The following is a 21,396-nucleotide window of genomic DNA, read 5'->3' on the forward strand; positions in this document are numbered from 1 at the left end:
TCCCTCTGGCGATCAATAGGTAAGCGTGGCCCTTACTGTGTCCGTATAAACGCCCGGTACGGGTGTCGTCTGGGCAGGCACGCGCCCATAAACGGTATATGTCTGTGCCGAGCCCGTTCCCGTTCCCGTCTGCCTGTCCGTGCCGATGGTATTTCCCCACAGCTGCGTGTGGCCGGAATCCCGGTACAGGGAATAGGAAACGGTCGCGCCGCTGGGGCCGGTCATCAAGCGGTTTGCAACCGTGGCGCCAGTCCCTGCTCCGGCGCTCAGCCCCAGCGAGTATGGTGTGCTTGAGGTGCATTGCACGACAATCTGGCTGGTCGCATCCACTTCAGCCGCGATGAAGCCACTATTGCCGAAATTAAGCAAAGTCGTGGAATTGATCTGGCATGCCGCCTGAATGGTGATCTGCACTGTAAAGTCTGACGTGGTGGACGTCTGCGCGACGCTTGATGCGGGCGCAGAGATCAATGCTGCAAGCAATGCGATGTGGCGTGATTTCACGAACCTCATGCTCTCTCCCCATGCCTTCGCACCGCCGATTTTCCTGGCGATCCGCAGCAAATCATCACCCGAATAGCGGGTAATAAGAATATGCTAATATTCTCTTCGATTGAGTTAACAAATCCTTAACGTCGAGACCTGAAAAACTACCGGGCGAAATGCAGTAGGAAGCACAACCATATGTGGTTTGCTTCATAGTTCATTTGTTTTGAAAAATTCTTTACAATCAATCGCTTGGTTATGGACACACGATGTGATCAGTAGCGTGCGGAACTCTCGGATAGACGATGAGTGAAAACGCATATCCGAGAGCAAGCGTCTTGCAATCAGCCTGCGAGCATCTCCGTCAGGCAGAGTGTAACCAGCTTGTGGTCTTCCACGTCAGGCAGTCCGCTGACACCCAACGACCCGATCAGCGTGCCTCCACGGATGGTGAGCGGAAACGCGCCGCCGCTCGCGACGTAATCGCTCGTCGGCAGGCCAAACCGGGTGTTGAAGTCATACCCCTTCAGTTCGGATTCGAGCCGGACCTGAAGCGAGCTGCGATGAAAGCGATGAACGACGGCACATTTGCGCCGTGTCCACCCAAAATTGTCGATGGTTGCGCCGGGCAGGAGAGTGGCAAAGACCACGTCTGTGCCGTGCCGTATCTCGATTGCTACAGGGAGCTCCTGTGATGCCGCTCGCTGTCTTATCAGACTGCCCAGTCTCCATGCGAAATCGTAATTGAACGTGTCGAGCTGAAGTGTTGCGAGCTCTGCTCGCAGGGCGTCAAGTGAAGGCGTTTCTATTGTCATTCATTGCTCCGGAATGAGGGTCGATCGCTCATCAGCCTGAGCGTTTGACGGTAAACTACTGTCCATAGTGACTGAAGGGCAAGCGTTGCCGCTCGGGCCTGGTTGTGCGCTGCTGAACGTCGCATTCGTCCGGCATTGCACGCCTGATAAACATGGCTCCTGTTGGGAAGAAACATTAGCGTATTTTGGAACGTTCCATTTTTCAAGCGCGTACCGCCGCAAATCTCGAAGAATTTACGGAAATTACAAGAATCAAAAATATCCAATAATACATTGAAATAAATAAATTATTGGAGGTTTTGTATTCTCTTTCCCGCTGTTTTCATTTTTGGTTCGGCAATGTCGCTTGACAAAATTGGAACGTTCCAATTAATTAGCCTCAATTTCGAGGAAAGGCATTGGAGGGGTTCTATGACTGGCGGACGGGTAACCGTTATAGATATCGCGCAGGCTGCAGGCGTGTCGAAATCGACCGTCTCGCTGGTGCTGCGGGGGTCTCCGCTCGTCAATGAGGGAACGCGGGCCAAGGTGAATGCGGCAATGCGCGAGCTTGGTTATGTCTATAACCGTGGCGCCGCGAACCTGCGCCAGACCAGTGCGAAATCGAAAATCATCGGTGTCGTCGTCAACGATCTGACGAACAGCTTCTTTGCGGAGCTTGCCGTTGGCGTTGATACCGTCGTGCAATCGGCCGGCTATGTTCAGTTTCTTGCCAATACCAGCGAAAGCATCGACCGGCAGCGCGAGGTGATTGCCTCCATGCGGGAACACGGCATCTCGGGGCTGATCGTGTCGCCCGCCCGTGCGACCGATCCGCTCGACTTCAAGCCGCTGATTGCCGCCGGCATTCCTGTCGTGGTCGTTGTTCGCAGCCTGCCCGGTGCGAAAGTCTCGTCGGTGGCATCCGACAATCAGGCCGGCATGGCGCAGGCGGTTGCCCATCTTGCCTCGCTCGGTCACACCCGCATCGCCTTCATGGGCGGTTTTCCCGATACGGCGGTTTTTCACGAGCGGGTCAGCGGCTTTCGGGATGCCCTGGCTGTCGCCGGTCTGCCTTTTCAGGAGGCGGCGGTTGTTCCCTGCGCGCCCTCGCGTGCCGGCGGCGTCGAGGCGATCGGACGTGTGCTCGAAGCAGGCGATCCGGTCACGGCCGCCGTCTGCTTTAACGATGCCGTGGCTTTTGGTGTTTGCGACGGGCTGCGCGCCCGGCAGATGGAGGCGGGGCGGGATTTTGCGGTTGTCGGCTTTGACGATGTAATTGAAGCCAAGACGACGGTGCCGGCCCTGACAACCATCGCCGTCGACCCCCAGGGGATTGGCAGGCGTGCAGCGCAGCTGCTTCTCAAGCAGATCAATTCGGAGAAGGCCGATGCGGAGGCCGTGACAACGGCGGTTCGGCTGGTTGTGCGGGAGAGTTGCGGGGCAGGGCGGAATGAAGTCGGGAGGGCATCGATATGACAGTAGGTTGGGGACTGATAGGGGCAAGCACGATCGCGCGCGAATGGGTGATCGACGCGATTAGAAAAACAGGCGGCGAGGTTGTTTCCGTTCTGAGTTCCAACCCTGTTCGCGGGGCGGAATATGCGGCGGCAAACGGCATCCCGAATGTCGCTGCCGATCTGGCATCGCTGCTTGCCGATCCGGCCATCGGCGCGGTCTACATTTCGACGACGAATGATCTGCATTGCGAGCAGGCGCTTGCTGCTGCCCGGGCGGGAAAACACATTCTTTGCGAAAAACCTCTGGCCCTGTCGCTCGAAGAGGCCCACGCGATGACAAACGCGGCCCGTAAGGCAAACGTCGTTCTGGCGACAAATCACCATCTCCGGAATGCGCCCACTCACCGTGCGATGCGCGATGCAATCGCTGCCGGCAGGATCGGAACGCCGCTGAGCGCGCGCGTCTTTCATGCGGTTTACCTGCCGCCGCACTTACAGGGCTGGCGGCTGGACAAGCCGTCTGCTGGCGGCGGTGTCATCCTCGACATTACCGTGCACGACGTGGACACGCTCCGCTTTGTGCTGGGCGCTGATCCGGTCGAAGTCATCGCATTTTCTCAAGCCGGCGGCATGAGCCGGGAGGGACTTGAAGACGCCGTCATGGGTGTCATTCGTTTCGAAAACGGTCTTATCGCGCAGTTCCACGATGGCTTCACGACCAGATATGCCGAAACCGGTTTCGAGGTTCATGGCACCGAAGGCTCCCTGATCGCCAGAAATGTGATGACCCAGAAGTCGGTCGGCACCGTGGTGCTTCGAACCGAGGCTGGCGAGGAGGAAATCCAGGCGGGTTCCGACAATCTCTATGAGGTCGCGCTCAAAGCTTTCCACGCGGCCATCACCGGCGGCAAACCTTCCGCGACTGCTGAAGACGGCATCTGGTCGCTGGCGACCGGGCTTGCCGTCGTCGAAGCGTCAAAAAGCGGGGCCGCTGTTCGGGTCAAAACGGGAATCGAGAGCCGGTCATGAAAAAACACATTACTCCAGCGCAGGCAGCGGATCTCATTCCAGATGGCGCAATCGTGTCCGTTTCGTCGTCAAGCGGTCTGGGTTGCCCCGATCTGATGTTGAAGGCGATTGGTGACCGCTTCGATGCGACCGGACATCCAAAGGATATCACGACACTTCATCCGATTGCCGCCGGTGACATGAGCGGCATCAAGGGTGTCGATCACATCGCAAAAAAGGGCCTGCTGAAGCGGATCATTGGCGGTTCATATCCGTCCGGTCCATCCAGTGCCGAACCGCCCTTGATCTGGCAGATGATCACTGCCGATGAAATTCCGGCCTATAATATTCCGTCCGGCATCATGTTCGACATGCATCGCGAGGCGGCTGCAAAGCGCCCCGGTGTGCTTACCAAAATTGGCCTCGATACCTTTGTCGATCCGGCCCGTCAGGGCTGTGCGATGAATGCTTCGGCTGCGGCCGAGCCTGTCGTCAAACGGGTGACTTTCGAGGGCGAGGACTGGCTCTATTTTCCGTCGATCATTCCGCAGGTGACGATCATCCGCGCGACGACCGCCGATGAGCGCGGCAATCTCTCCTACGAACATGAGGGCGCTTATCTCGGGGGTCTCGATCAGGCGCTTGCCGCCCGCAACAATGGCGGCATCATCATTGCGCAGGTGAAGCGCATCACCAAGGAAGGCTCGCTCAAGCCGCACGATGTGCGGGTTCCCGGCATGCTGGTGGATTATGTGGTGGTCGATCCCGATCAGAAGCAGACGACCCAGACGGTCTATGATCCGGCGATTTCGGGAGAGGTTTTCCATCCGCTCGATTCATTCGAGGTGCCGGAATTCAACATCCAGAAAGTGATCGCCCGCCGTGTGGCGCAGGAACTAGAGGCTGGCAGTTGCGTCAATCTCGGTTTCGGCATCTCTGCGAATGTGCCGAGAATTCTGCTGGAAGAAGGGCTGCATGGCGCGGTGACCTGGGTGATCGAGCAGGGAGCAGTCGGCGGGGTTCCCCTCCTGGATTTCGCATTCGGCTGTGCCTCCAACGCCGACGCCTATATGCCGTCACCCTATCAGTTCACCTATTTTCAGGGGGCGGGCTTCGATGCATCGCTGCTGTCCTTCCTCGAAATCGGCAGGGACGGTTCCGTCAATGTTTCGAAGCTTTCCTTCCGTCCGCATGTGACCGCCGGGGCCGGAGGCTTTGTAGACATCACGGCGAGGGCGAGAAAAATCGTCTTTTCCGGCATGTTCAATGCGGGGGCAAAGCTGTCGATCAATGACGGCAGGCTGATTGTCGAAAAGGAAGGAAAGCTGAAGAAGCTCGTCAATGAGGTCGAGCACGTTACCTTCTCCGGCCGCAGGGCAATCGAACAGGGTCAGGACATCACCTATGTCACCGAGCGCTGCGTCATGAAACTGACGCCGCAAGGCATCGTGTTGACGGAGATCGCGCCGGGGATCGATTTGCAGACCCAGATCCTCGATCAGTCCGAGTTCGAGCTTATCGTCGCCGACAATCTCAAGGTGATGGACGCCTCGCTTTTTGCCGAAGCCAATATCCGGCTTGCGTTGCCTAAAAAAAGCGCTCGTGTGCTGGAGGGAACCTTCCATGGCTAACGGCACGGTTCGCGTCGAGATCGACGGCCATATCGCGGTCATGACGGTGTCGCGGCCGGAAAAGCGCAATGCGCTCGATCTGGACATGCTCGGCTCTCTGATGGCGTCCGCCGACGAGGTCGAGGCAGACAATGCGGTCCGTGTGGTGATCCTGACGGGCGAGGGGCAGGGCTTCTCGGCCGGTGGCGATATCAAGGCATGGGGCGGCATGCAGCCCCAGGAATTTGGCCACGCTTGGGTTCGCCATGGTCACCGGGTCTTCGAACGGCTTGCGACCTTGCGGGTGCCGTTGATCGCCGCGCTGAACGGCCATGCGCTTGGCGGCGGCCTCGAACTGGCGGGTATCGCCGACATTCGTATTGCCGAGGAGCAGATCAAGATCGGTCTGCCGGAAACCAGCCTCGGCATGGTGCCGGGCTGGTCGGGCACGCAGCGGCTGGTCAGGCGGTTTGGCGCGCAGCCCGTGCGACGGATGGCGCTCGGCGGCGAAACATTCAGCGCGCAGGAAGCGCTCGCGCTTGGGATTGTCGATGCCGTCACCCCGACTGGCAATGCTCTGACCGCCGCGAAAGATTATGCGCAGCGTGTTGCCGCGCGTGGCCCTGCTGCGTCCGAGATCGTCAAACTGATGATCGCTTCGGCAAGTGGTGAAGACAATGGCACGGCGGTCGAGGCATTGGGTTCCATCCTGGCTGCCAAGACCGGCGACCTGAAGGAAGGCGTGGCGGCATTTAGCGCAAAGCGTCCGGCAATATTTAACGGAGAATGGTGATGACGGTTCTGATCAATCCGAAAATGCTGAGCGACCAGTCCGCCAGGGATTTCAAGATGTTCATCGACGGCCAATGGGTCGAAGGCAATGTCGATCCTATCGAGCGGATAGCGCCTGGCCATGGCTCCATCGTCAGCCGCTTTCAATACGGAACCAAGGCTGATGCGGAACGGGCGATAGCGGCGGCACGGACGGCTTTTGATACCGGGCCATGGCCGCGCATGACTGCCTCCGAACGCTCGGCAATTCTGTTGAAAGCCGCCGACCTCATTGCCGCACGATCCGAAGAACTTGCCTATCTCGATGCGGTCGAGGCCGGAAAGCCGATTACGCAGGTGCGTGGTGAAATAGCCGGTTCCGTCGATATCTGGCGTTATGCCGCCGCACTTGCCAGAGATCTGCATGGCGAAAGCTATAATACGCTTGGTGACGGCACGCTCGGTGTTGTTCTGCGTGAGGCAATCGGTGTCGTGTCGATCATCACGCCCTGGAATTTCCCTTTCCTGATTGTCGGTCAGAAGTTGCCTTTCGCGCTGGCGGCCGGCTGTACCACGGTTGTAAAGCCCTCGGAACTCAGCTCTGGCTCGACGCTCGTTCTCGGTGAAATCCTGCAGGAAGCCGGCGTGCCTAAGGGTGTCGTCAACATCGTGACCGGAACCGGCGCCGAGGTCGGTTCGATCATGACCTCGCATCCTTCAGTCGATATGGTCTCTTTCACGGGTTCAACGGGCGTCGGCAAGCTGACCATGGTCAATGCTGCGCACAGCCTGAAAAAGGTTTCGCTCGAACTGGGCGGCAAGAACCCGCAGATCGTTTTCCCTGATGCCGATCTCGATGCATTCATCGATGCGGCGGTCTTCGGGGCCTATTTTAATGCCGGCGAGTGCTGCAATGCCGGGTCACGCCTCATTCTTCACAAAAGCATCGCGGCGGATGTGGTCAAGCGTGTCGGCGAGCTTGCCAGGAATGTTAAGGTAGGCGATCCTCTGGACCCGACGACACAGGTCGGCGCGATCATTACGCCTCAGCATCTTGAAAAAATCTCCGGTTACGTTTCAGATGCGAAAAGCAGCGGCGCACAGATCGCTCATGGGGGAGAAAAGCTGGACTTGGGAATGGGTCAGTTCATGGCGCCTACCATTCTATCGGATGTCACGCCGGCCATGGCCGTTGCGCGTGAGGAAGTTTTCGGACCGGTCCTTTCGGTTCTGACATTTGAGACAACCGCAGAAGCTATCGAGATCGCCAATTCCGTCGATTACGGCCTTTCCGCAGGCGTCTGGAGCCGCGATTTCGATACATGCCTGACAATCGGACGCCGCGTGCGGGCCGGTACTGTGTGGATGAATACCTTCATGGATGGCGCGAGCGAGCTGCCGTTCGGAGGCTACAAGCAGTCCGGTCTCGGCCGGGAACTCGGTCGCCATGCGGTCGAGGACTATACGGAAACCAAGACCCTGAACATGCATATCGGCGGCCGAACCAGCTGGTGGATGCCGCAGACTGAAAAACCGGCCTAGCCGGTTAGACTGACTGCGTCTGAGGAGGACGGGTGACGGGGCGGGGATCTCCTCGCTTTAATTTGCGACAATGGGAGGAACATATGCGCAAATTTCTGACAACCACTGCATTGGCAGTGTCAATGATGGCCGGCGCTGCACAGGCGGCGGAAAATGTCGAAGTCCTGCATTGGTGGACATCCGGCGGCGAGGCTGCCGCACTCGACGTCCTGAAGAAGGACCTTGAGGCGAAGAACATTACCTGGACCGATATGCCTGTCGCTGGCGGCGGCGGCACGGAAGCCATGACGGTGCTGCGCGCCCGCGTTACCGCCGGCAATGCGCCGACCGCCGTTCAGATGCTCGGTTTCGACATTCAGGACTGGGCGAAAGAAGGGGCTCTCGGCAACCTCGATGAATTGGCCGCCAAAGACGGCTGGGACAAGGTCATTCCGAAAGCCCTGCAGCGCTTCTCGAAATATGACGGCCACTGGATCGCCGCGCCTGTGAATGTGCATTCCACCAACTGGATGTGGATCAACAAGGCGGCGCTCGACAAGGCTGGCGGCAAGGAGCCGAAGAACTGGGACGAGCTGGTCGCCATGCTCGACAATTTCAAGGCGCAGGGCATCACCCCGATCGCTGCCGGCGGACAGCCATGGCAGGATGCGACGATTTTCGACGCGGTCGTGCTGTCGCTCGGCACCGATTTCTACAAGCAGGCATTCATCGACCTCGACCCTGCGGCCCTTGGCGGCGAGAAGATGAAGACCGCTTTCGAGCGCATGACGAAACTTCGTACCTATGTGGATGACAATTTCTCCGGTCGCGACTGGAACCTTGCTTCCGCCATGGTCATCGAAGGCAAGGCCGGTGTCCAGTTCATGGGTGACTGGGCGAAGGGTGAATTCGTCAAGGCGAAGAAGGTGCCGGGCACGGACTTCGTCTGCGTGCGTTATCCTGAAACGCAAGGGGCGGTGACGTTCAACTCCGACCAGTTCGCCATGTTCAAGGTGGCCGCCGACAAGGTGCCGGCGCAGATGGAAATGGCGGCGGCAATCGAAAGCCCGACCTTCCAGTCGGCATTCAATGTCGTGAAGGGTTCGGCTCCGGCCCGGTCCGACGTGTCCAACGAGGCCTTTGATGCCTGCGGCAAGAAGGCGATCGCCGATCTTGCCGAGGCGGACAAGAGCGGCAAGCTCTTCGGCTCGATGGCCCACGGTCACGCCAACCCAGCTGCCGTCAAAAACGCGATCTACGACGTCGTTACCCGTGAGTTCAACGGTGAACTGACACCGGATGAAGCAATCGTCGAACTGCCTGCTGCCGTCGCAGCCGCAAAGTAAACGCGCAAAAATGCGGTGGGGGCATGCCCCCCGCCGCACCAATGCTCGCATGAAATCGCAGTCGAACCGTCCGGGCGCCTTGCAGGCAGCCTGTCGCCTTCGGCTACCTAAACTCTTTGTTTTGTCGCATTTCCGAACGGAAAACCGGGGTCCACTTTTCCTGGAAATGCTCTCATTGACGGAAACGGCAAGCGTCGGGCGCTGTTTCAAGGATCAAGGATATCTGCGCGATGACTGGTCGTAGTCGACTTCAGGAGCTGTTACCGAAGCTTGTTCTGGCTCCAAGCTTCGTCGTCATTATCATTTTCGTCTATGGCTTCATCGCCTATACGGGCTTCCTGTCGTTGACGGACAGTAAGATGCTGCCCTCCTATAATTTCGTCGGGCTGATGAATTACCAGCGGCTCTGGGCGCTGCCGCACTGGTGGCGGGCGATCAGCAACCTCGCGATCTTCGCGTCCCTTTACATCATCATCTGCTCGGTTCTCGGCCTGTTCCTGGCGATCCTGCTCGACCAGAAAATCCGTGGCGAAGGCTTCCTGAGGCCGATCTATCTTTATCCCATGGCGCTTTCCTTCATCGTCACGGGCACGGCCTGGAAATGGTTTCTGGACCCCGGCATCGGCCTGCAGAACACCATGCATCTGTGGGGATGGGAAAGCTTCCAGTTTGCGTGGATCAAGGACCGCAACTACGCCATCTACTGCGTGGTGATCGCCGCCGTTTGGCAGTCCTCGGGCTTTGTCATGGCGATGTTTCTGGCCGGCCTTCGCGGTGTCGACAATGAAATCATCAAGGCGGCGCAGATCGATGGCGCCTCGACCGTCATGACCTATCGCCGCATCATCATTCCCCTGATGCGGCCGGTCTTCCTGTCCGCATTCGTCGTTCTCGCTCACCTCGCCATCAAGGCCTACGACCTTGTGGTTGCGTTGACCGGCGGCGGGCCGGGGCAGGCGACCGAGCTGCCGGCGACATTCATGTATTCCTACACGTTCACGCGCAATTCCATGGGCATCGGTGCATCGTCGGCGATCATCATGCTCATCATGATCTTCTCGATCATCGTGCCTTATCTCTATTCGGAAATTCGCGGAGGGAAACGCTGATGAGCGGCGCTCCAAACCAACAAAATGCAATCAGCCACGGCCATCTGACGCGCGGACTGATCTATCTGGCGCTGATACTCTTCGCCCTCTACTACATGCTGCCGCTCTACGTGATGGTGGTCAATTCGCTCAAACCCCTGGACGAGATCCGACAGGGGGCATGTTGAACCTGCCGCAGGTGTGGACGATTGAGCCGTGGCTCTCCGCCTGGTCCACGGCGCAGATCGGCGTTCAGCCGACGGGTCTCAAGCCGTTCTTCATCAATTCGATCCTGATGGTCGTTCCGGCTGTTGCGATCTCCACCATCGTCGGTGCGCTGAACGGTTATGTTTTGACCAAGTGGAGCTTTCGCGGTTCGAACGTCTTTTTCGGGCTGCTGCTGCTTTCATGCTTCATCCCGTTCCAGATCGTGCTGATCCCGATGGCGCGCATCCTCGGAACGCTGGGTCTCGCCGGTTCGATCTGGGGCCTGATCATGGTGCATGTGATCTATGGTCTGGGCTTCACCACGCTCTATTTCCGCAACTACTATGAGGCCTTTCCGACGGAGCTCGTCCGGGCGGCCCAGATCGACGGTGCGAGTTTCTTCCAGATTTTCCGCCGCATCCTTCTGCCGTCATCGGGACCGATCATCGTGGTCTCGGTCATCTGGCAGTTCACCAATATCTGGAATGACTTCCTGTTCGGCGCCTCGTTTTCGGGTGCGTCTTCGACCCCGATGACGGTGGCGCTCAACAATCTCGTGTCCTCATCCACGGGGGTCAAGGAATACAACGTCCATTTCGCGGGCGCGATCCTCGCCGCCCTCCCAACCCTCATCGTTTACATCGTCTCCGGCCGCTACTTCGTACGGGGTCTCATGTCCGGCGCTGTGAAAGGATAAACCATGTCGTTTCTCGAAATCTCGCATCTGCGCAAGTCCTACGGCGCGCTGGAAATTCTAAAGGACATTAATATCGAAATTGAGGAGGGCGGGTTTCTGGTGCTCGTCGGGCCTTCCGGCTGCGGCAAGTCCACCCTGCTCAACACGATTGCCGGACTGGAACCCATCACATCAGGCACGATCTCGATCAATGGCCGCAACGTCGCCGGTCTGCCGCCCTCCCAGCGCGATATCGCCATGGTGTTTCAGTCCTACGCGCTCTATCCCAACATGACCGTTGCCGGGAACATCGCCTTTGGCATGGAAATCCGCAAGGTTCCGAAGGAAGAGCGCGAGAAGGCGATCAGACAGGTTGCCGATATCCTCCAGATCGGCCATCTCCTCGACCGCAAGCCGAGCCAATTGTCGGGCGGCCAACGGCAGCGCGTCGCCATGGGGCGTGCACTGGTGCGCAATCCCCAGGTGTTTCTTTTCGATGAGCCGCTGTCCAACCTCGACGCCAAGCTGCGTGTGGATATGCGCACCGAGATCAAGCGGCTTCACCAGCGCATGAAGACCACGATCGTCTACGTGACCCACGACCAGATCGAGGCGATGACGCTGGCGACGAAGATCGCGGTTCTGAAGGACGGTGTTCTGCAACAGTTCGGCTCGCCCGCCGAGATTTACAATAATCCGGCAAACATGTTCGTCGCCGATTTCATGGGCTCGCCCGCCATGAACCTTTTGACCGGCACCATCGAGCAGGATGCCTCCGGACATTCCGTTTCTCTTGCCAGACCGGATGGAGCGCCGATGCGTCTTCCCGTTGCGGCCGGCAAGGAGGCGCTGGCGTCCCATGCGGGCCGGCAGGTCATTTTCGGCATTCGTCCAGAAGCTCTGACCGACCCGGAAGGGGCGGACAGGAACGCCCGCACACTTGCCGAGGGCGAGTGCCACATCGAGGTCGTGGAACCGGCCGGATCGGATACATTCGCCGTCACCAAGCTCGGCGGCAAGGAGGTCGTTGCCCGCCTGCGCGCCGATGCCCGCATTCACGCCGGCCAGAACGCCCGTCTTGCCTTCAATCTCGACAAGGCCGTGTTCTTCGACCCGACGAGCCAGGCGCGTATCGCCTGAAGTACCTGGTAACAGCATGATGAAGAGCCCAGACATTATCATTATCGGCTCCGGTATCGGTGGCGCGACGGTTGCCGCAGGTCTTGCGGCGACAGGCGCGGACATCCTGATCCTCGAAGCCGGTGATTATATCGCCGACAGCCCGGTCAATCGCGACCAGCGCGCCATCTTTCAGAAGGGCCATTTTCGCCCCAAGGAGAGCTGGTACGAGGCCAATGGCGCTGCGTTCAATCCCGGCAATTATTACAATGTCGGCGGAAATTCGAAATTCTACGGCGCGGTGCTGTCGCGCTATCGCAAGGAAGATTTCAGCGAAATCCGGCACAGGGAAGGTGTTTCGCCCGCTTGGCCGTTCCCCTATGAGGAACTGGAGCCCTGGTACAGCAAGGCGGAGGCGATATATCAGGTGCGCGGCGAGCTGGGCGGGGACCCGACTGAACCCGAGCATTCCTCGGCATATTCATTCTCGGCCGTTGCGGATGAGCCACCGGTGGCGGATGTCCGTGCACGCCTGAAGGCGAAAGGCCTGCATCCTTTCTCGCTGCCTCTGGCCGTCGATATTGAAAAATGGCTCTCGAAAGGCCGAACCCCATGGGATGCCCATCCGAATTCCCGGGATGGCAAGATGGATGCGGAAACTGCGGCGCTCCTCAAGGCCCTCGAATATCCGAACGTCAGAATCGAAACCTCCGCCAGGGTAACCAGACTTGAGGCGGGACAGAGCGGCAACATCGAGCGCGTCCATTATCGGCAAAATGGCGAAAACCGCTCGGTGACGGCAAAACTGGTGATCCTGTCTGCGGGGGCCGTACAGTCAGCCGCGCTTCTGCTGCGCTCGGCGGATGAGCGACATCCGAACGGTCTGGCGAATTCGTCCGATCAGGTCGGGCGAAACTTCATGAACCACAATTCCTCGGCTGTGATCGCCGTATCGCCGAGTTTCCGTAACACGGCCGTTTATCAAAAGACATTCGGTTTCAATGACTTCTATCTGTCTGACGGCGAGGGCGGGCCGCCTCTTGGCAATGTTCAGCTGCTCGGCAAGATTTCGCCGGCGATCCTGAAGGGGCAATGCCCCGCGTGCCGGAATGGCTGCTTCAGCGGCTGACCGCACATGCGATCGATTTCTACGCGATGAGCGAAGATATTCCCCATCCCGACAGCCGGATAATGATCGACGGAAACCGCATCGTCCTCCATTGGCGGCGAACCAACTGGGATGCTCATCTGGCGCTGGTTGCAAAGCTGAAAGGCATTCTCAAATCTGTCGGTTTTCCGATCGTCCTGTCGAAACCTTTCGACAAGCGTACGCCCTCGCATCAGTGCGGCACGATCCGCATGGGCAACGACCCGGCGGCCGCACCGCTCGATCCCTTCTGCCGCTCCTATGACCACCGCAACCTTTTCGTTGTCGACGCCAGCTTTCTGCCGACCTCCGCCGCCGTCAATCCGGCGCTCACCATTGCGAGCCAGGCGCTGAGAGTTGCCCACCATATATCGACGGAGGATCTCGCTCCATGAGGCTGAAGCCCCCGACACCCTCGCATGTCATGACCGCGATGTCGCTTTATGCCGGCGGCGGCCATCAGATCCCTCTAGTGTAACAGGATAGTTCGATGCGTTTCGACTATATCATCACCGGTGCCGGCCCCGCTGGATGTGTGCTCGCCAACCGTTTGAGCGAAGACCCCGATGTCAACGTCCTGCTGCTCGAAGCCGGCGGGGAGACTGGAACCCGCTTTTCCACATGCCGGCCGGTTTTGCCAAGATGACAAAAGGCGTGGCGAGCTGGGGCTGGGAGACGGTGCCGCAAAAGCACATGAAGGGCAGGGTGTTGCGTTACACCCAGGCCAAGGTTCTGGGCGGCGGCTCATCGATCAATGCCCAGCTCTATACGCGCGGCAATGCGGCCGATTACGACACATGGGTCTCCGAGGATGGCTGCGATGGCTGGAGCTATCGCGATATCCTGCCTTATTACAAACGGGCGGAAGACAATCAGCGTTTTGCCGACGACTATCATTCCTATGGTGGGCCGCTTGGGGTCTCCATGCCGGTTTCGGCCCTACCCATCTGCGATGCCTATATCAGGGCGGGCCAGGAACTCGGCATTCCCTATAATCACGATTTCAACGGACGGCAGCAGGCCGGTGTCGGCTTCTATCAGCTCACGCAGCGCAATCGCCGCCGGTCGTCGGCATCACTCGCCTATCTCAACCCGATCCGGCATCGCAAGAACCTTACGGTCAAACTTGGTGCCCGCGTTTCCCGCATCGTGCTGGAAGGAAAACGCGCCACGGGCGTTGAGGTGGTCGGAAAGTCCGGCGTGGAGATCATCCACGCCGAACGGGAAGTCCTCGTCTCTTCCGGCGCCATCGGTTCGCCCAAGCTTCTGCAGCAATCGGGTATCGGCCCGGCGGATCATCTGACATCCGTAGGCGTAAAGGTGCTGCATGACCTGCCCGGCGTCGGTTCGAATCTTCAGGATCATCTCGATCTTTTCGTGATTGCCGAGTGCACCGGCGACCATACCTATGATGGCGTCGCCAGGCTTCACCGGACGATATGGGCGGGGCTTGAATATGTTCTGTTCCGCACCGGCCCGGTCGCCTCCTCGCTGTTTGAAACAGGCGGTTTCTGGTATGCGGACCCGGATGCGCGCTCGCCGGATATCCAGTTCCATCTGGGATTGGGGTCGGGTATCGAGGCGGGTGTGGAGCGGCTGAAAAATGCCGGGGTCACGCTGAACTCCGCCTATCTTCACCCCAGATCGCGTGGAACCGTGCGGCTTTCATCCTCCGATCCGGCCGCCGCGCCGTTGATCGACCCCAATTACTGGTCCGATCCCCATGACCGGAAGATGTCGCTGGAAGGCCTCAAGATCGCCCGCGAGATATTCCAGCAGGCGGCGTTGAAGCCCTATATTCTGGCGGAACGTCTTCCGGGTCCCAAGGTCATGACGGATGACGAGCTTTTCGATTACGGCTGCGCGAATGCCAAGACCGATCACCATCCCGTCGGCACCTGCAAGATGGGCAACGGGCCGGAATCCGTCGTTGGCCTCGATCTCAAGGTACATGGTCTCGAAGGGCTGCGGGTCTGCGATTCCTCCGTCATGCCACGCGTTCCCTCATGCAACACCAATGCGCCGACGATCATGGTCGGGGAGAAGGGGGCGGACCTGATAAGAGGACTTGGCCCCCTTGCGCCCGCGATTTTCTCGCACGAACGCAATGAAACGCGTCCAAGGGCGCGCGCGCAGGTTCGGTAGTCATTTCGCGGATCAGGCGAATTCGCGACGAAGCCTGCAAGGCAATTTACGAGGAGTACAACGCTCATGGACGCGACCGTCCCGCAGCATATTCTTGACGCGCTCACGGATGTGAATATGCCGCGTTTGCCGAATGCGCCCGGCCCCATGGAGATGATCGCGCTCGGCGGCATCGATATTCCGGTTCATCGGGCCGGCTGCGTCGTTGTCGGCTCCGGTGCCGCCGGGCTGCGGGCCGCAGTGGAAATGAAGCGGCGCGGCGATGATGTCGTCATCCTCAGCCAGAGCGCGTGGGGCGGGACATCCGCCTGTTCCGGATCGGACAAACAAACCCTCCACACCGCGAACACGGCCGATCAGGGCGACAACTTCAAGGCAATGGCGCGCGCCATCCGCAGCGGCGGTGCGATGGACGAGGACACCGCCTATGTCGAGGCGGTCGGATCTACGCGCATGATGGCCTCCCTGCAATTCCTCGGGCTGCCCCTGCCGCAGGACCCGCTGGGCGGGACGCTGCGATATCAGACCGACCACGACGAAGTCGGCCGCGCGACCAGCTGCGGTCCGAGGACATCGCGACTGATGGTCAAGGTTCTCGCGGATGAAGCGATCCGCCTGGACATCCCATTTCACAATCATACAACCGTCGTTAAAATACTGACGGAAGGTCTGAGCGACGAACGGCGGGTCGTCGGCGTCCTCGCCATGCAGCCCCATGAGCGCAGCGACACCAATCCGTTCGGGATTGCTCTCTTCGTTTGTCCGGTGATTGTGCTTGCAGCCGGAGGACCGGGCGAGCTTTATCGCGACAGCGTCTATCCGAATGGCTGTTTCGGCTCGCTGGGGCTTGCGCTGGAAGCAGGAATAGACCTCGTCAACTTGACGGAAAGCCAGTTCGGCATTGGTACGCGGCGGGAGGGATTTCCCTGGAACCTGTCGGGAACCTATGTTCAGGCCATTCCCCACATATATTCACTGGATGCCGAAGGCAGCGAGCATCATTTTCTGGCGAACTATTATCGCAATACGCAGGAAATGGCCTCCAACATTTTCCGAAAAGGCTATCAATGGCCCTTCCATTCGACCCGCATGCTCGATTTCGGTTCAAGTCTGGTTGATCTCGCGATCTTCCGTGAGTCGGCGGCCGGACGACGGGTCTTCATGGACTTCAATCGCAATCCGCTGGCAGTTACCGGCGATCTTCCTTTCAGCCTTAATCGCCTCGACCCCGATGTCAGCGGCTACATCGAAAATGCCGGCGCGATGAAGGAACAGCCGATCGACCGGCTGCGGCATATGAATCCGCTCGCGATCGAACTCTACCGGCGTTACAAGATCGACATCGCCAGCGAGCCGCTGGAATTTGCGGTGAACAACCAGCACATGAACGGCGGCATCATGGTCGATACCTGGGGGCGGACCAATCTGGCGGGGTGCTACTCCGTCGGCGAGGCCGCAGGTACGCATGGCGTGACACGACCGGGCGGAGCAGCACTGAATGCCGGGCAGGTGTTCGGCACACGCGTGGCCGAACACATCGGCGCAAGCCGTCGTGCGAAATCCTCGTCATCGGCACATATTGAAGCGGTGGCGTTAGCGGGGCTAAACGACCTTCTCGCCATTCTGAAGGAGGATAGTCGCCTGTCCGCCAGGGACATCCGCACCGAAATCCAGTCCCGCATGAGCGATAGAGCGGGGATGATATGCGATGCCGAAAGCGTTTCGCAGGCGCTTGCCGAGGCGCGTTCGCTCAATGTGACGATCCGTTCGAACGGGATCGCTTACGGACGGGCAGCAGAGGCCGTTCGCGCCGTTCAGTGGCAACAAATGGCGGTTGCTTCCGAGGCAGTGCTTGCGGCGTTGGATCACTTCATTCGCAACGGCGGCGGCAGCCGGGGCGCACGCGCGATCTGCGATGCTGACGGTGAGCTGGTTCCGAACGTTACCACAGGCCCGCTGCAGGAATTCCGCTTTCGCAGGGAGAAAGACGACCATCGTAACGAGCAGATCATCGTCAGGCTCAAAGATGAGGGCATGGTGATATCGACGCGCCCCAACCGCGTCTTTGATGAAAGCCGGAAATCCTTCTTTGAACGGGACTGGCCCGCCTGGCTCACCGGACGCATCTATGACCTCGGCGAAAGAGAAGGGTGCACCAGGGACTGAATTCGTTTTGAATTATGTCCGGGCGAGACCCATTCACGCCTTTGACACGGCCGATCAGCACTCTATCCTCGCGCTCGCAAACTGAAGCGTCTTTCGGGAGAGAAGAATGAAGAAGCTGATCAACGATCCGTCCGCTGTCGTCCGCCACATACTGGAGGGCGTCGTGGCTCTCAGCCCGGCCAGCATCCTTCTTGCCGACGAGAATGTGGTGATACGGTCGGGACTTCCGGAAGCGGATCAGCGAAAGGTCGCGGTGCTTTCGGGTGGCGGCAGCGGCCATGAACCGGCGCATGCGGGTTACGTCGGGGCCGGCATGTTGACGGCTGCCGTGGCCGGAGACGTCTTCACCTCCCCGAGCACCGATGCCGTGCTGGCGGGAATCAGGGCTTCTGCGGGGCCGGCGGGTGCGCTGGTCATCGTCAAGAACTACACGGGTGACCGGCTTAATTTCGGCCTTGCGGCAGAGCTTGCCCGGGCGGAAGGAATTCCCGTCGAGATCGTTGTCGTCGCCGACGATGTGGCGTTGAAAGACACCGTGCCCGTCGACCGCCGCCGTGGCATTGCCGGAACGGTGCTGGTGCACAAGTTGGCCGGTGCTGCAGCCGAGCTTGGGTTGCCTCTAAGCGAAGTTGCGCAGGTGGCGCGAGGGGCTGCGGCCGGGCTCTCGTCGATGGGAATTTCGCTCGGTTCATGCACCCTGCCGGCTGTCGGGAAACCCGGTTTTACGCTTGGCGAGCGGGAGATCGAGGTCGGTCTCGGCATTCACGGCGAACAGGGTGTCCGCAGAATGGAGATCGCTTCTGCGGATGATCTGACATCGCTTGTGCTGAACACGATCGAGGCCGACGGAAAGCTGAAGAGCGGAGATCGCGTCGTGCTGCTGGTCAATGGTTTGGGCTCGACGCCGCCAATGGAGCTGTCGATTGTTGCCCGTTCGGCGCTCAGCACTCTCGAGGCGAAAGGGGTAAGCGTCGAGCGTGCGTGGGCGGGCACATTCCTGTCGGCGCTGGACATGCCGGGCTTTTCGCTTTCCATCATGCAGGTTGATGACCGGGCTCTCGAACTCATCGACGCGACAACGGATGCGACCGCCTGGCCACGCGGTGGTGCTGTAAACAGACATAGCATGCTTGCCTCGTCCATACTCCCGGTTGAAGCCCAGCCAGACCGGGAAATGACCGCCGCAGGCGCGCGTCTTCGGCAGGTGGCGGAAGATGTCGCAAAGGCCCTGATTGCCGCTGAACAGCAGCTGACGGACCTCGACAGCGTTACAGGCGACGGCGATCTCGGCACCAGCATGAAGCGTGGCGCCGAAGCGGTCCTCGCGCTTCCGGCTCAGGCCTTCGCGGATGTCTCGAGCGGGCTGTCGGCGATGGGTGATGCCATGAGGAAGGCGATCGGCGGTAGCTCAGGCCCATTCTACGCAACGGGCCTCATGCGGGCCGCCCGGCATCTTGCGGGCTCAGATGCACCGACGGCAAAAGAGCTGGCGGAGGCGTTTGTCGCTGCGGTTGAAGCTGTTTCCGAGCTTGGCGGCGCAAAACCCGGTGACAGAACGATGGTGGATGCCCTTCATCCCGCCGCCACCACTTTCCGTGACAGGCTGGCCGAGGGGCAGTCCGTCGAGGTTGCGTGGGGCGAAGCGGTCGCAGCCGGTGAGGCTGGAGCGGAAGCGACGAAGGATATGACGCCGCGCCTCGGGCGCGCCAGCTATCTCGGCGAACGCGCGAAGGGGCATGCAGATGGCGGCGCGGTGGCTGTCATGGTCTGGATGAGGCGGATAACCGTCCAATGAAACACCGGCAGGCTCGGCTTGAGACGAGCTGCCGCGAGGATCGCGGCAGTCCATGATTGAGGGCATTACTCGGCAGGCTGCGCCACGGATATCGTGTCGGCGTGCCTGCCCTCTGCGGAGAGGCTGCGCTGACCGAGGGCGATGATGGTGACTGTCGACAGGCTTGCGGCAACCGACACCCAGAAGCCATTGCCCGGGCCGAAATTGTCGATCACCCAGCCGGAGATGAAGGCGCCGAGCGCCATGCCGATACCGATGCCGGTCATCACCCAGGTCACGCCTTCCGTCAGCATCGATTCCGGCACGCGGCGTTCGATCAGGCCGAATGCGGTGATGAAGATGGGGGAGATTGCAACACCGCTGAGGAACACGGCGAAGGCCAGCAGGGCTACTGCCGTGGTTGCAAAGAGCAGCGGTAGAGCCGTCAGCGCAAGGACGCTGACGGCAATCAGCAACTGGCGATGCAGCGGTATTTTGGGGTTGATCGCGCCAAGTAGCAGGCCGACGACGAACGAACCAATGGCATAGACGCCGATGACGAGGCTCGCAGCTTCAGGCTGGCCGAGTGCCTTGGTGATGGCAACGGCGCTCACCTCGGCCGTGGCAAAGGTCGAACCGACGAAGATCAGGGCAAGTGTAATGATCTGGACGGGACGCAGGAAGATCGCGGAACGCTGCCTGCCTCCGCTTTCAATCGGGCGCACCTTGGGTTCCGTTGATCTTTGCAGAAGGAAGGCAAAGGTGCCGAGCGCAAGGAAGGTGGTGCTGATCATCATGCCGGCTTCCGGAAAGAGCGAGACCGCAAGGCCGACGGAAAGCGATGCGCCGGAAATGTAGACCAGCTCGTCTGCGGCGGATTCAAAGGCGAAGGCCGTGTTAAGCTCTGGCCTGTCACGGAAAATCTCCGTCCAGCGGGCGCGCATCATCGCCGGAATGCTCGGCATGGCGGCGGCGAGGAAGGCCGAAAGAAACAGTGTCCAGACGGGCCACTTCTGGTTCGTGGCAATGATCAAGATCGCAAAGGCGATCACCGATAGGATGGTGGCCGGGATGAGGACGCGGCTCTGGCCCCTGCGATCCACCAGACGGGAAATCTGCGGCGCAACGGCCGCATTGGTCAGCGCGAAGGTCGCCGAAACGGCACCGGCAAGCCAGTATTCGCCATGGGTCTGGGACAGCATGGCGACGATGCCGATCGGGGCCATCGCAATCGGAAGGCGGGCGAAGAAACCTGCGGCGGAAAAGCCTCTGGCGCCGGGAGCCCGGAAAATTTCTCTGTATGGATTAGACATCGGGATGGACCTTGTTTAGGGAGTATCCACCACACACATACGTGGCGTATGTAAATTAGATAATTGCATACGCGACGTATGTCAACTAATATACGTGGCGTATGTCGAGCAAGGAGAAAAAATGCGCAAGCCCGCAGCGAAATGATTGCCGAGACGCGGGCGAAGCTTCTGGCCGCCGGCCGCAAGGCGTTTGGCAGCATCGGATATGCCGACGCGTCCATGGACGACTTCACGGCCGAAGCGGGACTGACCCGCGGTGCGCTTTATCACCACTTCGGCGATAAAAAAGGCCTGTTGCTGGCGGTCGTGGGTGAAATCGATGCCGAAATGACGAAGAGGCTCTGTGACATCTCTTCAAGGGCCGAGACGCGATGGGAGGGCTTCATCGAGGAGAATGTCGGCTATGTCCGCATGGCTCTGGAGCCTGAAATCCAGCGTATCATGTTCCGCGACGGACCGGCCGTGCTGGGTGACCCCTCCCGCTGGCCAAATGCCAATGGCTGTATCTCAGCCGTTGCACGAAGCCTCGATGCGCTGAAACAGGAGGGGACTATCGGCGACATTGATCCTGAAGCATGCGCCCGTTTCATCAATGCGGCGAGCAGCAGTGCCGCCCAGTGGATCGCGAACTCCGACGACCCCGAAACGACGTCCAGACGAGCCGTGCAAAGCTTCCGGGCCTTTCTGGAAGGATTGCGGATCAGGAAAGGCTGAGCAGCCGCGGCATCATTTGAGCGGAGCAAATGCCGGAGGGCATGGGCCGAT

At 59.7% G+C, this 21,396-nt stretch carries 14 protein-coding genes and 3 pseudogenes; 14 read left to right on the plus strand and 3 right to left on the minus strand.

Annotated features, from left to right (window positions below):
- Positions 1 to 12: 12 nt before the first annotated feature.
- Both G3A56_RS23460 and G3A56_RS23465 read right to left on the minus strand, forming a co-directional pair.
- Positions 13 to 513: a Csu type fimbrial protein gene (locus G3A56_RS23460; protein ID WP_164056844.1), complete on the minus strand. Its 501-nt coding sequence runs from the start codon at positions 511 to 513 to the stop codon at positions 13 to 15.
- A gap of 317 nt (positions 514 to 830) precedes the next feature.
- On the minus strand, positions 831 to 1,301 hold the full coding sequence (locus tag G3A56_RS23465; RefSeq protein WP_082184988.1) for a heme-degrading domain-containing protein: 471 nt from the start codon (positions 1,299 to 1,301) through the stop codon (positions 831 to 833).
- 411 nt (positions 1,302 to 1,712) lie between these two features.
- On the opposite strand from G3A56_RS23465, the gene G3A56_RS23470 reads away from it, so the two are divergent.
- The 13 genes and pseudogenes from G3A56_RS23470 to dhaL all read left to right on the plus strand — a co-directional run bounded on the left by G3A56_RS23470 (position 1,713) and on the right by dhaL (position 19,339).
- On the plus strand, positions 1,713 to 2,759 hold the full coding sequence (locus tag G3A56_RS23470) for a LacI family DNA-binding transcriptional regulator (protein WP_082184987.1): 1,047 nt from the start codon (positions 1,713 to 1,715) through the stop codon (positions 2,757 to 2,759).
- Positions 2,756 to 3,769 (plus strand): Gfo/Idh/MocA family protein, encoded by a 1,014-nt coding sequence (locus G3A56_RS23475; protein WP_082184986.1) that lies wholly within the window; start codon positions 2,756 to 2,758, stop codon positions 3,767 to 3,769. The genes G3A56_RS23470 and G3A56_RS23475 overlap by 4 nt, the downstream gene beginning before the upstream one ends.
- A complete protein-coding gene (locus tag G3A56_RS23480) occupies positions 3,766 to 5,379 on the plus strand; it encodes an acyl CoA:acetate/3-ketoacid CoA transferase (RefSeq protein ID WP_082184985.1) in 1,614 nt (537 codons plus the stop codon). Before G3A56_RS23475 ends, G3A56_RS23480 begins: the two co-directional genes overlap by 4 nt.
- Positions 5,372 to 6,151 (plus strand): enoyl-CoA hydratase/isomerase family protein, encoded by a 780-nt coding sequence (locus tag G3A56_RS23485; RefSeq protein WP_082184984.1) that lies wholly within the window; start codon positions 5,372 to 5,374, stop codon positions 6,149 to 6,151. Before G3A56_RS23480 ends, G3A56_RS23485 begins: the two co-directional genes overlap by 8 nt.
- Positions 6,151 to 7,671 (plus strand): aldehyde dehydrogenase family protein, encoded by a 1,521-nt coding sequence (locus G3A56_RS23490; RefSeq protein ID WP_175414396.1) that lies wholly within the window; start codon positions 6,151 to 6,153, stop codon positions 7,669 to 7,671. Before G3A56_RS23485 ends, G3A56_RS23490 begins: the two co-directional genes overlap by 1 nt.
- An 83-nt stretch (positions 7,672 to 7,754) precedes the next feature.
- Complete coding sequence (locus G3A56_RS23495; protein ID WP_035225860.1) at positions 7,755 to 8,996, plus strand: ABC transporter substrate-binding protein; 1,242 nt, start codon at positions 7,755 to 7,757, stop codon at positions 8,994 to 8,996.
- 230 nt (positions 8,997 to 9,226) lie between these two features.
- On the plus strand, positions 9,227 to 10,105 hold the full coding sequence (locus G3A56_RS23500; protein ID WP_035225859.1) for a carbohydrate ABC transporter permease: 879 nt from the start codon (positions 9,227 to 9,229) through the stop codon (positions 10,103 to 10,105).
- Positions 10,105 to 10,988, plus strand: a pseudogene (locus G3A56_RS23505) (carbohydrate ABC transporter permease). The gene G3A56_RS23500 and the pseudogene G3A56_RS23505 overlap by 1 nt, the downstream one beginning before the upstream one ends.
- A 3-nt stretch (positions 10,989 to 10,991) precedes the next feature.
- Positions 10,992 to 12,107, plus strand: a complete 1,116-nt coding sequence (locus tag G3A56_RS23510) for an ABC transporter ATP-binding protein (RefSeq protein WP_164056845.1) — start codon at positions 10,992 to 10,994, stop codon at positions 12,105 to 12,107.
- A 16-nt stretch (positions 12,108 to 12,123) separates the two neighbouring features.
- Positions 12,124 to 13,628: pseudogene (locus tag G3A56_RS23515) on the plus strand (FAD-dependent oxidoreductase).
- Positions 13,629 to 13,723: 95 nt separating this feature from the next.
- Positions 13,724 to 15,378, plus strand: a pseudogene (locus G3A56_RS23520) (GMC family oxidoreductase).
- Positions 15,379 to 15,444: 66 nt separating this feature from the next.
- Positions 15,445 to 17,544, plus strand: coding sequence for an FAD-dependent oxidoreductase (locus G3A56_RS23525; protein ID WP_082184980.1), 2,100 nt, complete (start codon positions 15,445 to 15,447; stop codon positions 17,542 to 17,544).
- A gap of 106 nt (positions 17,545 to 17,650) precedes the next feature.
- Positions 17,651 to 19,339 (plus strand): dihydroxyacetone kinase subunit DhaL, encoded by a 1,689-nt coding sequence (gene dhaL / locus G3A56_RS23530; protein WP_082184979.1) that lies wholly within the window; start codon positions 17,651 to 17,653, stop codon positions 19,337 to 19,339.
- A 65-nt stretch (positions 19,340 to 19,404) separates the two neighbouring features.
- On the opposite strand, the gene G3A56_RS23535 is transcribed toward dhaL, so the two are convergent.
- Entirely contained in the window at positions 19,405 to 20,631 is a 1,227-nt protein-coding gene (locus G3A56_RS23535; RefSeq protein ID WP_082184978.1) for an MFS transporter, read from the minus strand.
- A 141-nt stretch (positions 20,632 to 20,772) separates the two neighbouring features.
- Here G3A56_RS23535 and G3A56_RS23540 point away from each other — a divergent pair, with 141 nt between their 5' ends.
- Complete coding sequence (locus G3A56_RS23540) at positions 20,773 to 21,345, plus strand: TetR/AcrR family transcriptional regulator (protein ID WP_080600456.1); 573 nt, start codon at positions 20,773 to 20,775, stop codon at positions 21,343 to 21,345.
- Positions 21,346 to 21,396 lie beyond the last annotated feature (51 nt).

The sequence above is a fragment of the Rhizobium oryzihabitans genome, assembly GCF_010669145.1.
Taxonomy (GTDB): Bacteria; Pseudomonadota; Alphaproteobacteria; order Rhizobiales; family Rhizobiaceae; genus Agrobacterium; species Agrobacterium oryzihabitans.